The sequence below is a fragment of the Pseudomonas sp. KH_046_1 genome (assembly GCF_057839025.1).
Genome location: NZ_CM174481.1, coordinates 4,463,972 through 4,479,535 on the forward strand (window position 1 = coordinate 4,463,972; position 15,564 = coordinate 4,479,535).

Here is a 15,564-nt window from a genome sequence, read left to right on the forward strand (position 1 = left end):
GCTCAGAGGCGCCGCCGACTGAATCAGTCCGCCGCGGATTGCGCGGTCGGCGCGCTACGGTTCGCCGAGCGACGCTTGATCGCCATGGCGCCGCCGAGCAAGGCCTTGCGTTGCTCGTTCAAGCGCGCATCGGCACGGCGCTGCACATCGGCCGCCAAGTCCAGCAACTCACCGACCTGCATCCCGTCAGCGCGTATCAGCGCTACGAGCACCACCCGGATCTGCTCGAATACGGATTCCAGCGTGCTCGGCAGGTACTGGCCCACCGGCGTTTCGAAACTCAAATGAATGTGCTCGGCATCGTTGTAGAACGCGGCGACCATGCCGATCTCGGCGGCCTGACGCCCGGACGGGAAGTCCTCGACCTGCAGGCCCTCCATCGACGGCAAGCGACCGACGCCTTCCTGGTAGATCAGCTTGATGTCGAACAGCGGCGAACGGCCGGCCCGGCGTGGCAGGCGCAAGGCTTCCACCAGGCGCTCGAACGGCAGGTCCTGATGGTCCGAAGCCTCCAGCACCGCCCGGCGACAGGCCTGCAGCAACTGCGCCGCCGACTGTTCGGTATCGACCTCCACTTGCAGTACTAATTGGTTAACGAAGAAGCCGACCATTTCTTCAAGCTCGGCTTGATTTCGGTTGGCGATATCGGTGCCGATGCGCACCCGACTGACCTCGGTACGCTGGCGCAGGACCAGGGTGAATCCGGCTAGCAGCAGCATGAACAGCGACAGATCGCGCTGTTGGGCAAAGTCGCGCAACTGCTGGCTGAGTTCGCCGCTGAAAGTGAAATGGGCGCTGGCGCCTTCCTGTGCAGTGCGCCGGTCACCATCGGCGGGCAACTCCAGCACCGCTTGTGGCTCGGCAAGGCGCTGCTTCCAGTAGTCGAGCTGGCGCTGCAACTCGCCGCCCTGTTCCAGCCACTGGCGCTGCCATTTGGCGAAGTCGGCGTACTGCACGCTGTGCGCCGGCAGTTGCGGGGTCTGGCCACGGTTGAGGGTTGGATAGAGCGTGACGAATTCATTGATCAGCACGCGGAACGACCAGTCATCGGCGACGATGTGATGCACCGTCAGCAACAGCACATGCTGGTCATCCGCGACCCGCAGCACCCGCACCCGCAGCAAGGGGCCGTGGCGCAGGTCGAATGGCCGCGCGACTTCCTCGCGGGCCAGTTGCTGCGCGTCGTCGTCAGGCGCCGGCCGATGCCGCAGGTCGCTGGCTTCGAAGCTCAAGGGCAATTGCCCGTGGACCCGCTGCCAGGTCTGGCCGTCTTCTTCGTAAAAGGTGGTGCGTAATACCGCATGACGCTGCACCAGGGTTTCGAAGGTCCGGCGCAGGGCGTCGAGGTTCAGTTCGCCGCGCAAGCGCAAGGCACCCGGCATGTTGTACATCGAACTGTCCGGCTCCAGGTTCCACAGAAACCACAAGCGCTGCTGGGCGAAGGATAACGGCTGGCGTTCGCCTGAGGTGTCCGCCACCAGCGCCGGGCGTTCACAGCTGTGTTGCAGCGCCTGCACCTGAGCGGCGAAATCCTCGAGGCGCGGATGCTCGAACAGGCTGCGCAGGTTCACCGACAGGCCCAGGCGCTGGCGGATCTGCGAGACGATTTGTGTCGCCAGCAACGAATGCCCGCCCAGTTCGAAGAAGCTGTTTTCGCGGTCGACGCGACTGACCTGCAACACCTGTTGCCAGATCTGCGCCAGTTCGATTTCCAGCGCACCTTGGGGTGCGCTGCCGAGTTCGGCCTCCCAGACCTCCGGGGCCGGCAACGCGGCACGGTCGAGTTTGCCGTTGCGGTTGAGCGGCAACGCCGCGAGCAACACCAGTTGCGCCGGCAGCATGTAGTCCGGCAGGCGTTCGCCCAGAGCGCGACGCACGGTGTCGGTGAGTTGACGCGCATCAGCGTCCAGCAGTTCATCCGAAGTCGGCACCACGTAGCCGATCAATTGCTTGCCGCCAACGCCTTCATGCACCAGCACCGCGGCTTCGCTGATCATCGGCAGGCCTTGCAGGTGCGCTTCCAGCTCACCCAGTTCGACCCGGAAGCCGCGAATTTTCACCTGGTGATCGATCCGCCCCAGGTATTCCAGCGCACCGTCTTCGCGATAACGCGCCAGGTCGCCGCTGCGGTACAGGCGTGCACCCGGTGTGGCGGAAAACGGATCGGCGATGAAGCGTTCGGCGCTCAAGCCCGGTCGCCGGTGATAACGCTGGGCAAGACCGGCGTCGCCGCCGATGCACAACTCGCCGACGCAACCGGTCGGCAGCAGGTGCCCTTCGCTGTCCAGCACATACAGTGCGCGCCCCGGCAGTGCTTTGCCGATGGGCACACCAATCTGATTGCGGGTATCGGCCAGCGTGCACTCATGGGTACTGGACACCACCGTGGCTTCGGTCGGCCCGTAGGTGTTGAGCAGTCGCACATCGCCCAAACCGGCGGCGTGCCACAGCTTCAGGCCTTCCAGCGACATGGCTTCGCCGCCGACGTGGACCTGGCGCAAACGCCCCTTGTCCCGCTGCGATTGCGCGGCCCACTCCTGAGCCAGCAGGAACCAGTACGCCGCCGGTAAATCCGCCAGGGTCACGCCCTGTTCGATGATCTGGCGATAGAGGGTGTCGGTGTCCCACAGCTCATCGCCGCGCATCACCAGCGCCGCACCCACGCACAGTGGCGGGTAGCACTGTTCGACAAAGCCGTCGAAGCTGAACGTGGCGAATTGCAGCACGCGGTCTTGCGGGGTGAGTTGTGAGTAGTCCGCTGCGATCACGCAAAACTCGCGCAGTGCGGCGTGGGCCAGGCACACGCCTTTCGGCCGTCCGGTGGAGCCGGAGGTGTAGATCAGGTAGGCGAGGTCTTCGGCGCTGGCGAGGTTGACCAGGTTGTCGGTGGAATACCCGGTGCCTGCGTCTGGCTCCAGCGCCAGGCGTGGCAACCCTTGCGGTAGCGTCACATCGACCAGCAACCCCGGTTGCGCCAGCAGCAGGTCCATGCCGCTGTCTTCGATCATGTAGGCCAGGCGCTCGGCCGGGTAATCCGGGTCGAGCGGCACATAACCGGCGCCGGCCTTGAGGATCGCCATCAGGCTGACGATCATCTGCGCATTGCGCCGCACCGACAGCCCCACCCGCTGCCCCGGCGCCACACCCTGGGCGCGCAGGCGATGGGCGAGCTGGTTGGCTTGCGCATTGAGCTGGGCATAGGTCAGGCGCTCTTCGCCGACCATCACCGCCAGCGCATCGGGAGTGCGTGCCGCTTGTTGCTCGAAACGCTGATGGGCCAGCAACGGACTGTCCAGTTGCGGTGCCGGTGGATGCGAGCCGCGTGTTACCTGGGCTTGGGCCTGAGCGTCCAGCAGGCTGACGGCACCGAGCGCCTGTTGTGGCTGGGCAACAAATTGCGCCAGCACCTGCAACAGGCTGGCGCCCAACTGGCTGATCTGAGCAGCACTGAACCGGGTGCGGTCGAAACTGAAATCCAGTCGCAACGTGGCGCCGACTTCGATGCCCAGGGTCAGCGGGTAACTGGTGATTTCGTGATTGTGCAGCGCGCCAAAGGTCAGGCCCGCCGGCGCTCCTTGCTTGAGGGCTTCGGCCACCGGGAAGTTCTCGAACACCAGCAGGCTGTCGAACAGCGCCCCCTGTTGCCCGGCCCAGCCCTGAATATCGTACAGCGGCACGTGTTCGAACTCGCGCAGGCTCAGGTTCAAGGCTTGCAGGTCGTTGAGCCACTGGCCCACCGACTGCCCGGCCTGCGGCGCGGCGATGATCGGCAAGGTGTTGATGAACAGCCCCAACTGCTGCTCGATGCCCGGCAACGGCGCGGAACGCCCGGCAATGGTTGCGCCGAAGGCCACGCAGGATTGGCCGGTGTAGCGCTGCAACAGCAGGCCCCAAGCGCCTTGCAGCAAGGTGTTGAGGGTGATTTTCTGCTGTCGGGCGAAATCGCTCAGGCGCTGTAGCGCGGCACTTTCAAGGCTCAATTGATGTTCGCCCATGCCGTGCCCATCGGCGGGCGCAGGCAAGGCTTGCGCCAACAGCGTCGGTGTTTCCAGCGGCGCCAGCGCCTGCTTCCAGAATTGCTCGGCTGCCAGCAGCGGCTGCTGCTGAATCCAGCCGAGGTAGTCTCGGTATTGCCCCAACGGCCTGGCCAAGGTCTGGCCGGCATAGTGCTGGATCACTTCGCCGAGCAACTGGGCGTTGCTCCAGCCGTCCATGAGGATGTGGTGGCTGGTATGGATCAGGTGCCAGTCTTCACTGCCCCGACGCACCAGCAGCAGGCGGAACAACGGCGCGGCGCTGAGTTCGAAGCCACGGCTGCGCTCCTCGACGGCCAGTGCATCGAGGTCGATGTCGGCCGTTTCGATCACTTGCAGTTGCAGGTCGATCTGGCGATGAATCACCTGATGCGCGCACTCGAGCCCCAGCCAGTGGAAGCTGCTGCGCAGGATGTCATGACGGTTGATCGCCGCCTGCCAGGCCCGGCCGAATGCCGCCAGTTCCAGGCCCTGAATGTCCAGGCGCAATTGATTGATGTAGGCCTCGGCCTGGGGTTCGTACAGGGTGTGGAACAGCATGCCCTGTTGCATCGGTGTCAGCGGGTAAACGTCCTCGATGGCCGGCGCCGCAACAGGCAAGGCATCGAGTTGTGCCTGGGTGACGCGCGCCAGCGGGAAGTCCGACGGCGTGACCTGGCCCGCCGTTGTCGTGCAGCAATGTTCGATCAGCGTCTTGAGTTCTTCGGTGTAGGCATCGGCCAGTCGTTGCACGGTGGACTCGGCAAACATGTCACGGCTAAAGCCCCATTGCAGCGAGAGCTGCCCGCCATAGACCTGGCCCTCCACGGTCAGCCAGTTGGCCAACGGCGCATCCTCGCCCTGGGCCTGGCCACCGCTTTCCGGGGCCGGGACGAACAGCGCGGCGTCGTCGAACTGACGGTCGAACTGCCCCAGGTAGTTAAAGGTGATCCGTGGCACCGGCAGGTCTTGCAGGGCCTGGCGCTGCGCCGGTTCACCGAGGTAGCGCAGCACGCCGTAGCCCAGGCCTTTGCCGGGAATGGCGCGCAGTTGCTCCTTGATCGACTTGATCGAATTCGCCGCCCCGGCTTCGGGTTGCAGGCGCAACGGAAACAGGCTGGTGAACCAGCCGACGGTACGGCTCAGGTCGATGTCGTCGGACAGGTCTTCGCGGCCGTGGCCTTCCAGCTGGATCAGCGTCGAGCCCTGCCCGCTCCAGCGGCAGATGACCCGCGCCAGCGCCGTGAGCAACAGATCATTGACCTGGGTGCGATAGGCCGCCGGGGCCTGTTGCAGCAACAGGCGGGTCAGTTCGGCATCCAGTTTCGACTCGATCTTGTGCCCGTGGCGCTGCTGCAAACTGCCCTGGGGGTTGTCACACGGCAGGTCCCGGGCATCCGCCAGTTGCGCCTGCCAGTACGGCATTTGCCCAGGCACGGTGCCAGCATGCTGTTGCAGGTGCGCGGCCCAGGTCTGGTAGGCGCTGGTTTTCTCGGGCAGCGCCACTTGCCGGTAAGCCAGTTGCAAATCTTCGAGCAACACCCGCCACGACACCCCGTCCACGGCCAGGTGATGGACCACCAGCAGCAGGCGCTGGCTGCCATCGTCGAGGCTGACCAGCAAGGCACGCAGCAGCGGACCGTTTGCCAGATCGAGGCTACGTTGCGCTTCATCGCACAGGGCGGTCACGGCTTCGGCTGAAGACGCATTGCGCAACCACAGCCCCGCGGACTCGACCGGCGCTGCGTGGTGCTGCTGCCAGCCGTAGGTCCCCTCGATGAAGCGCAGGCGCAAGGCGTCGTGGTGGTTGATGACGGTAACCAACGCCCGCTCCAACGCCTCAGGACTCAACGCTTCCCGGGGTGTCAGCAGCAGCGACTGGTTCCAATGCCGGCGCTGGGCGATGGCCTGTTCGAAGAAGTAATGCTGCGCCGGGGTCAGGATCACCTCGCCACTGACCGGGCCTTGGTCGATGGTGCTGCGGCTGTCGAACGCCGCGACCAGTGCCAGGCTGCGCACGGTCTGGTACTGGAACAGGTCACGCGGGCTGAGGCGAATGCCCGCCTGACGGGCACGACTGACCACCTGGATGGAAATGATCGAGTCGCCGCCGAGCTCGAAGAAATTGTCTTCGAGGCCCACGAGGTCCGCGCCCAATACGTCCTGCCAGATCTGCGCCAGCGCGGTCTGCAGCGCATCCTGCGGCGCGACGAATGCCTGTTGCGGCACGGCGTCGGGTGGCGGCAAGGCCTTGCGGTCGAGCTTGCCGTTGGCGGTCACCGGCAAGGCGTCCAGCGGCATCAGGTAGGTGGGCACCATGTATTCCGGCAGGCTGTCGAGCAGCCAGGCCTTGAGGGTTTGCGGCCACTGCGAGTCGGCATCGGGATTTTCCAGCACCAGATACGCCACCAGATGCTTGCCGTCCTGCACCAGTACCACGGCCTCGCGCACCAGCGCATGCTGCATCAGGCGGGTTTCGATTTCCCCCAGCTCGATGCGCAGGCCACGCAATTTGACTTGATGGTCGAGGCGCCCGAGGTATTCGATCACCCCATCGGCACGCTGGCGCACGCGGTCGCCGGTGCGGTACAAGCGCGCGCCGTCATGGAAGGGGCACGGCACGAAACGCTCGGCGCTGAGCGCCGGACGCCGGTGATAACTGCGCGCCAGCCCGGCACCGCCAAGGTACAACTCCCCGGCCACGCCAGCCGGAACCGGCAGCAATTGCGCATCCAGCACATGGGTGCGCAGGTTGGCGATGGGCCGGCCGATGGGCACGCTGTCGGCGCCTTCGTCGATACAGGTCCAGTGGGTGACGTCGATGGCCGCCTCGGTCGGGCCGTACAGGTTGTACAACCCTGCGCCCGGCAGCTTTTTGAACACCTGCAATTGGGCATCCAGCGGCAAGGCTTCACCGCTGCAGACGATGCGCTTGAGGCTGGTGCAAGCCTCGACACCCGGTTCGTGGATGAACGCCTGGAGCATCGACGGCACAAAGTGCAGCGTGCTGATGCCGTAGTCATCGATCAGGCGGATCAACTGCGCCGGTTCACGATGCGCCCCCGGCGGCGCCACCACCAGCCGCGCACCGGTCATCAGCGGCCAGAAGAACTCCCACACCGACACATCGAAACTGAACGGGGTTTTCTGCAACACCGAGTCGCTGCCATCCAGCCCGTAAGCCTGCTGCATCCAGCACAAGCGGTTGACCAGCGCCGCGTGACTGTTGCCGGCGCCTTTGGGCTTGCCGGTGGAGCCAGAGGTGTAGATCACATAGGCCAGGTTCAACGGATGCACTTCAACCGGCGGGCAGGTCTCGCTGTAGCCGTCGAGCCAATCCTGCTCCTGATCCAGGGCGATGACCTTGACGCCATCGGTGGGCAGTGCGCCGATCAAGCTGCTTTGGCTGAGCAGCAAGCCAATCGCGCTGTCTTCGATCATGTAGGCCAGGCGTTCGGCCGGGTACTCCGGATCCAGCGGTACGTAGGCACCACCGGCCTTGTGAATCGCCAACAGGGCGATGACCATTTCCAGCGAACGCTCGACGCAAATCCCCACCAGCACATCCGGGCCAACACCCTGCTCGCGCAAGCAGTGCGCCAGTTGATTGCTGCGGGCATCGAGTTGCCCGTAGCTGAGCCGGCGATCGCCAAACACCAGCGCCGGCGCGTCGGGGGTGCGTCGGGCCTGGGCCTGGATCAACTGATGCATGCACTGCTCGACCGGATAGGTCTCGGCGGTGCGGTTCCAGTCCCGCACCAGCACTTGCTGTTCATCCACCGTCAGCATCGGCAACTCGCCGATTTCTTGCGTCGAGTCGTCGACAATCGCCTGCAACAGGCGCGTCCAGTGCCCGGCCATGCGCGCAATGGTATCGGCCTCGAACAGGTCGCTGGCGTAGGTCAGCGCGACGTGCAGCTTGCCGCCCTTCTCCCAGGTGTCGAGGGTCAGGTCGAACTGGGTGGTGCGGCTTTGCCAGTCGATGCTGCCCAGCTCCAGGCCGGAGGCGGTGTTGACCGAAGCCATGTCGGCCACGTGTGGCTGGTGGTTGTACATCACCTGGAACAGCGGCGTGTGACTGAGGCTGCGTTCCAGTTTCAGCGCCTCGACCAGGCGCTCGAACGGCAGGTCCTGATGGGCCTGGGCGCCGAGGGCGGTTTCCTTGATGGCGCGCAGCAGGTCGTCGACCCGGGTCTGGCCGTCCAGTTGCGTGCGCAGTACCTGGGTGTTGACGAAGAAGCCGATCAGGCCTTCGATTTCCGCGCGGTTGCGGTTGGCGATGGGCGCGCCGACGCGGATGTCGGTTTGCCCGGTGTAGCGATGCAGCAGCGCATTGAAGGCACCGAGCAACAGCATGAACAGGGTGATGTTGTGCTTCTGCGCGGTGCCGCGCAGTTGCTCGGCCAGTTGCGCCTCCACCGCGAATTCATAGCGAGTACCGCGATAACTCGGCATCGCCGGGCGCGAATGATCCAGCGGCAATTCCAGCACCGGGTGTTCGTCACCCAATTGCGCCTGCCAGTACGCCAGTTGCCGCGCCTGCTCGCCCGCCTCCAGCCAGCGGCGCTGCCACAGGGCGTAGTCGCTGTACTGGATCGGCAACGCTGCCAGCTGCGGCTGTGCGCCCGCATCGAAGGCGTCGTAGCAGCGGATGAATTCGTCGATCAGCACGTTCATCGACCAGCCGTCGGACACTATGTGGTGCAGGGTCAACAGCAGGACATGTTCCTGCTCGGCGAGCTTGAGCAAGGTCACCCGCAGCAGCGGACCGGTCGACAGATCGAACGGCAGTACCGATTGCTGTTCGGCGGTTTCAGCCACTGCACCTTCGCGCTCATTGGCAGGCAATGCGCTGAAATCCACCTGTTCGATCCGCAGCGGCGCAGCGGCCGGCACTTGCTGCAAGCTGTCATCGGCCTGACGGGCGAACACCGTGCGCAGGGTTTCATGCCGCGCCACCAGGCTGGCGAACGCCTGTTCCAGCGCCGACAGGTTCAGGCGCCCGGTCAGCCGCACCGCGCCCGGCAGGTTGTAGGCGCCGCTGTGGGGATCCAGTTGCCAGAGAAACCACATGCGTTGCTGGGCGTACGACAGCGCTTGGCGATCCTCGGCCTCGATGCCGGCCGGAATCGGGAAACGGGCGAAATCCACGCCCTCCTTGTGCAAGGCCGCAAGGAACATCTGGCGCTTTTCCAGGGGCAACCCGATAAACCGGCGAGCAAGTTTCAAGGAGTCTTCAGCATTCATCTATCGGCATCCGCATCAGTAGGCAGCAGGCGCAAGGGCGCGTCGTCCCTATAAAACGAATGCAGGCGGGAAAAATTAGCGGATCAGGCGGGAGGTGAAATGCGCAATACAGAACAATGAAAAACCTGTGGGAGCGAGCCTGCTCGCGATAGCAGTGTGTCAGGCACCATTATTGTCGGCTGACACGACGCCATCGCGAGCAAGCTCGCTCCCACAGGGGGCGGGTGAAATTTGGGAGTGGTGTTAAACCACGGCAGCCATGGAATGCCGCCGATGATGCACCTCAAGCTGATCCTTGATCACCCGCAGTACCTTCGCTTCCTGCTCATGGATGAAGAAGTGCCCGCCCGCCAGCATGTCCACCGAAAAACTGCCACGGGTTTCCTGGCTCCAGCCGATCAACTGTTCAGCGGTGGCGCGGTCGGTCTTGCCGCCGAGCACGTGCACCGGGCACTTGAGCAACGGCCGCTGCACCGGTTCGAAACGTCCGCACAGCAGGAAGTCCGCACGCAGCACCGGCAGGGTCAGGCTCATCAACTCTTCGTTGGCCAGGATCTCTTCGCTGGTGCCGTTGAGGGTGCGCAGTTGCTCGATCAGTTCGGCGTCGGTCTTGGGCTGGGCAAAGCCCCGGTCGTAGTCGGCGCGCAGGGTCGGCGCGGCGGTGCCCGAGGCGAACAGCGCTACCGGTTCCGGGCAACCCAGGGAGCGAAATGCGTGGGCCATCTCGCAGGCCAGCAACGCGCCCATGCTATGGCCGAACAGCGCGTACGGCGCCTTCAGCGAGGTTTTTTGTTCCTGGGCCAATTGCAGCGCCAGGCGGCGCATGTCGGTGTGCAAGGGCTCGCCGTACCGCGCGCCGCGCCCCGGCAGTTCCACCGGTTGCAGCGTGAGCCACTGCGGCAGCTTGCGCCGCCAACGGCTATAGACCATGGCACTCGCGCCCGAATAGGGCAGGCACAGCAATGTCAGCGGGGTCACCGGGCTTTCCTCGAGAGTTGTCTGTAAAGAGAACGGATGAGGTGTGCCGGGAATTAGTTATACAGAGATCCCTTGTAGGAGCGAGCCTGCTCGCGATAGCAGTGTGTCAGGCACTGATGATGTCGACTGATAGTCCGCTATCGCGAGCAGGCTCGCTCCTACAGGGGACTATCTCCGAAGGCTTGATCTTCATTTCAGATGGCGATAACTCGGGATCGCGGAGCCGAGCACCACCGCCCCCGCCGCAATCGCCAGCCAGAACCCGCTGCGCGCGCCGAAGGCGTCCACCAGCCAACCGGAGCCCGCGGCGCCGATCGCCACACCGATGCTCAGGCCGGTGACCAGCCAGGTCAGGCCTTCGGTGAGTTTGGCCGGCGGCACGATCCGCTCCACCAGGGCCATGGCGACAATCAGCGTCGGCGCGAAAAACAGGCCGGCGACAAACACCGCCAGGGACAAGCCGAAAATGTTCGTCGCCAGCAGCAACGGCAAGGTGGTCACCGCCGTCGCCACCCCGCCGTACAGGAACAGGCGCGCCAGCGGCACTTTCGAGCGCAGTGCGCCGAACGCCAACCCGGCCAGGCACGAGCCGATGGCGTACACCGACAGCACGATGCTTGCCGCCGCCGGTTGGCCCTGATGTTGCGCGAAGGCGACGCTGACCACGTCCACCACGCCGACGATGGTGCCCATGGCCACCATCAACAGCATCAGCAACTGAATGTCGCGGGAACGGATGATCGAGCCCTGGTGATGGGCTTCATGGGGATGCACCGGCGGTTCCGTGCTGCGCTGCAACACGAACGCGGTGACGCCGATGGCCAGCGCCAGCAAGGCCGCCAACGGCCCGGCCTCGGGGAATGCCACCACGCACAACCCCACCGACAGTGGCGGCCCGACGATGAAGCAGACTTCGTCCAGCACCGACTCCAGGGCGTAGGCGGTCTGCAACTCGGGACGGCCGCGATACACCTCGGTCCAGCGTGCCCGCACCATCGCCGACATGCTCGGCATGCAACCGGCCAGCGCGGCGAAGACAAACAGCGTCCAGTTGGGTGCCTGCAACCGCGTGCAAAGCAACAGCAGCAACAGTGCCCCACCGCCGAGCAGTGCCGATACCGGCAGAATCCGCCCCTGGCCATATCGATCCACCAGCCGCGAAACCTGCGGCGCACAAAAGGCCGTCGCCAGGGCGAACGTCGCCGCCACCGCGCCGGCCATTGCGTAGCCACCCTGCAACTGCGAAAGCATGGTGATCAGGCCGATGCCGGTCATGGAAATCGGCATGCGCGCGATCATCCCGGCCAGCACGAAGGCGCCGCTGCCGGGGGCTTTGAATAGTTCGCGGTAGGGGTTGGCCATGGGACGGGTCTCATCAGGGGACTGCACGTTGCCATAACGGCTGATTGTGGGGGAAGCGTGGAATTGTTGGCTGTATGTGAAGGCCCCTTCGCGAGCAGGCTCGCTCCTACAGTTGATTTGTGTACGCCGTCCAATGTGGGAGCGGCGGTGCGGCGATCCGACTTGCCCGCGAAGGGGACAGCAAAACCACCACAACCACCCCGCCAAATGAACTCTCGGCCACCCAAACCAGTCAGCTATTTAGGCCCCAGGTTCCCGGAGTTTCGCGACAATGGTTGATCCCCCCGAACGCCAACGCCCCATCGACGCCCACGGCATCATCGGCGACATGCGCAGCGCGGCGCTGGTCAACGACAAGGGCAGCGTGGATTTTTTCTGCTGGCCGGAGTTCTACAGTCCGTCGATCTTCTGCTCGCTGTTGGACACCCCCGAGGCGGGGATTTTCCAGTTGTCACCGGACTTGCCCGACGCCCGCCGCGAACAAATCTACCTGCCCGACACCAATGTACTGCTGACCCGCTGGCTCAGTGATCGCGCCGTGGTCGAAGTCACCGACCTGCTGCCCGTCGGCGACACCGAGGATGACCTGCCGCTGCTGATGCGACGGATCCGTGTGGTCAGCGGCCGCGCCACCTTCCACATGCGCTGCGCCGTGCGCCATGACTACGCCCGCGCCCACACTCGCGCACGCCAGAACAAACAGGACGTGATGTTTGAGGCTGTCGGCCAACCGACTCTGCGGCTCTCTTCGGATCAGGCATTGCGCATCGACGCGAATGTGGCGGTCGCCGAGTTCACCCTCGAACAGGACCAGACCGGTCAGTTCCTGCTCGGCGCCCTCGACGATCCGCGCTTCAAGGAAGGCGCGGCGCAATTGTGCCTGGAGCGCACCCTGAAGTTCTGGCGCGACTGGATCGGCCAGTCCAACTACCGCGGCCGCTGGCGCGAAATGGTCAACCGCTCAGCCCTGGCGATGAAGCTGCTGACCTCGCGCAAACACGGCGCCATTCTCGCCGCCGCCACCTTCGGCCTGCCGGAAAGCCCGGGTGGCGCACGCAACTGGGACTATCGCTTCACCTGGATCCGCGACGCCTCGTTCACCGTCTATGCGTTCATGCGCCTGGGCTTCGTCGAAGAGGCAAACGCCTACATGCGCTGGTTGCGCGGGCGGGTCAGCGACTGCCGGGGCAAGCCGATGAAACTCAATATCCTGTATGCCATCGACGGTCGCCAGGAGTTGCCGGAGAGAGAGCTGACACACCTGTCCGGTCATGGTGGCGCACAACCGGTGCGCATCGGCAATCAGGCTTACGAACAGGTCCAACTCGATATCTTTGGCGAGCTGATGGACGCGATTTACCTGGTCAACAAATACGGCGAAGCCATCTCCCATGAAGGCTGGAAACACACGGTGGAGGTGATCGATCAGGTTTGCGAAACCTGGGAGCAAAAGGATGTCGGGATCTGGGAGATGCGCGGCGCGCAATACCATTTCCTGCATTCACGGCTGATGTGCTGGGTCGCCCTGGACCGCGCCATCCGCCTCGCTTCAAAACGCTCGCTGCCGGCACCCTTCGCGCGCTGGGACCAGACCCGCCAGGCGATCTACGCCGACATCTGGGAGAACTTCTGGTGCGAGGAACGCGGACATTTCGTCCAGCACATCGGCGGCACCGGCCTGGACGGTTCGATGCTGCTGATGCCACTGGTGCGTTTCGTCAGCGCCCGCGACCCGCGCTGGCTGGCGACCCTGCAAGCCATCGAAAAGAGCCTGGTGCGCGACGGCATGATCTACCGCTACCGCAACGATGACAGCCAGATCGACGGCCTGCCCGGCAGCGAAGGCGCCTTCGCCGCCTGCTCGTTCTGGTACGTCGAATGCCTGGCCCGCGCCGGCCAGCTCGACAAGGCCCACCTGGAGTTCGAACAACTGCTCAGGTACGCCAACCCGCTGGGGTTGTATGCCGAAGAGTTCGACAGCCATGGGCGGCACATGGGCAACACGCCGCAGGCGCTGACGCATCTGGCGTTGATCAGTGCGGCGTGCTTTCTGGATCGGAGGTTGAGTGGGGAGAAGGTTATTTGGCAGCCGTGAATACAGGTAAACAATATTCGAACTCAGGCAGAAGGTGGCTCAAGACACCACTGGATCTGCGCCAGCACTGACCGAAAACCGCTCCCGATAAGCCTGTGGCGTCACGCCCATGGCCCGCAGGAAGCTGCGGCGCAGGGTTTCTTCGCTGCCGAAGCCGCATTGCACCGCCACCCGTTTGATCGGCACGCCGGTATCGCTGAGCAAACGCCGCGCGGTTTCGACGCGGATCAGTTCGATGGCCCGGGCCGGGGTCTGGCCGGTGTCGGCGCGGTAGTGGCGCACGAAGCTGCGTTCGCTCATGCCGGCCTGCAAGGCCAGGGTCGGGATGCCCAGGTCGTGGGTCAGGTTTTCGCTGATCCAGGCGTGAAGTTCGTCGAAACGGTTGCCTTCCTGTTGCAGGGACAGGGTCACGCTGAATTGCGACTGACCACCCGGACGCTTGAGAAACACCACCAGTTGCCGGGCGACTTCGAGGGCCATGGTGCGCCCCAGATCTTGTTCGACCATGGCCAGCGCCAGGTCGATGCCGGCGGTCACCCCGGCCGAGGTCCAGACCGGGCCGTCGTTGATGAAGATCGGGTTGGGCTCCACGTGCAGTTTCGGATGCTGCTGCGCCAGTTGCTCGCAACGGGTCCAGTGAGTGACCACGCGCCGGCCATCGAGCCAGCCGCTGGCCGCCAGCAAGAACGCACCTGTGCACACCGAGGAAACCCGCCGGCAACCACGGGCATGTTCGCGCACCCAGGCCACCAACGGCGCATCTTCAGCCGCTGCGTAAACACCCCAGCCACCGGCGATGATCAGGGTATCGGTGCCCTCCTCCGGTAACGGTTCGGCCAACAGCGCCAAGCCCGCCGACGACATCACCGCCCCGCCGCCGCTGGCAATCACCGTCGGCGCATAGGGTGGCGGCAGGCCTTGCTGGCGGGCTATGTCGTTGGCCGAAGCGAATACCTGCAACGGCCCGGTGACGTCGAGCAATTGCACGTTGGCGAAAGCGAGCACATGGATGGTTTTCGACATTTGGCGTAATTCGTGGGGATATTGGCGTATGCGCCAAAGCCTACGAGGCTAAAGTCAAACCGTCCACCCACTTCACGAGAAAGAACACCATGACGTTGCAGATCGGTTTTTTGTTGTTTCCACAGGTCCAGCAACTGGACCTGACCGGCCCTTACGACGTACTGGCCTCGCTGCCGGATGTGAAAGTGCATCTGATCTGGAAAGACCTGATGCCGGTCACCGCCAGCACCGGCCTGCTGTTGAAACCCACCACCACCTTCGACGATTGCCCGGCACTGGATGTGATCTGTGTGCCCGGTGGCAGTGGCGTCGGCCCCTTGATGGAAGATGACCAGACCCTGGACTTTCTCAAGGCCCAGGCCGCCAACGCCCGCTACATCACTTCGGTGTGCACCGGCTCGCTGGTGCTGGGCGCGGCGGGATTGCTCAAGGGCAAACGCGCCACCACTCACTGGGCGTATCACGAATTGCTCAAGCCGCTGGGTGCAATCGCGGTGCAAGGCCGGGTGGTTCGTGATGGCAATCTGCTGACCGGTGGCGGCATCACCGCCGGTATCGACTTCGCCCTGACCCTGGCCGCCGAACTGTTCGACCAGGCCACCGCCGAGCTGGTGCAGCTGCAACTGGAATACGCCCCGGCCCCGCCGTTTAGCGCGGGCAGCCCCGAGACGGCCCCGGCCAGTGTGCTGGAGGAGGCTCGCCAGCGGGCTGCCGGCTCGTTGAAGCTGCGGGCGCAGATCACCGAGCGCGCGGCGGCAAAACTCGACCGACAGTGAAGAAATGGCGGCGGGAACCCGTTTCTTGCCGCCACGACGTTTCTTGCGCCCACAAAAAAACCCGCCGAAG

The 15,564-nt window shown here is 64.5% G+C and carries 6 protein-coding genes; 2 read left to right on the forward strand and 4 right to left on the reverse strand.

Annotated features, from left to right (window positions below; translation table 11 throughout):
• Positions 1–23: 23 nt before the first annotated feature.
• From AC3IT9_RS20450 to AC3IT9_RS20460, 3 genes are all read right to left on the reverse strand, one after another.
• Entirely contained in the window at positions 24–9,260 is a 9,237-nt protein-coding gene (locus AC3IT9_RS20450; protein WP_489270884.1) for an amino acid adenylation domain-containing protein, read from the reverse strand.
• 243 nt (positions 9,261–9,503) lie between these two features.
• Positions 9,504–10,238, reverse strand: a complete 735-nt coding sequence (locus tag AC3IT9_RS20455) for a thioesterase II family protein (RefSeq protein ID WP_489270885.1) — start codon at positions 10,236–10,238, stop codon at positions 9,504–9,506.
• A gap of 189 nt (positions 10,239–10,427) precedes the next feature.
• Entirely contained in the window at positions 10,428–11,600 is a 1,173-nt protein-coding gene (locus tag AC3IT9_RS20460) for an MFS transporter (protein WP_151214926.1), read from the reverse strand.
• Positions 11,601–11,871: 271 nt separating this feature from the next.
• Here AC3IT9_RS20460 and AC3IT9_RS20465 point away from each other — a divergent pair, with 271 nt between their 5' ends.
• Positions 11,872–13,695 carry a glycoside hydrolase family 15 protein gene (locus AC3IT9_RS20465; protein ID WP_489270886.1) on the forward strand — a complete coding sequence of 608 codons (1,824 nt, stop codon included), beginning with the start codon at positions 11,872–11,874 and terminating at the stop codon, positions 13,693–13,695.
• 39 nt (positions 13,696–13,734) lie between these two features.
• Here AC3IT9_RS20465 and AC3IT9_RS20470 read toward each other — a convergent pair whose 3' ends face one another.
• Complete coding sequence (locus tag AC3IT9_RS20470; protein ID WP_150753216.1) at positions 13,735–14,718, reverse strand: GlxA family transcriptional regulator; 984 nt, start codon at positions 14,716–14,718, stop codon at positions 13,735–13,737.
• Positions 14,719–14,807: 89 nt separating this feature from the next.
• On the opposite strand from AC3IT9_RS20470, the gene inhA reads away from it, so the two are divergent.
• A complete protein-coding gene (gene inhA / locus AC3IT9_RS20475) occupies positions 14,808–15,494 on the forward strand; it encodes an isonitrile hydratase (protein WP_150725713.1) in 687 nt (228 codons plus the stop codon).
• Positions 15,495–15,564 lie beyond the last annotated feature (70 nt).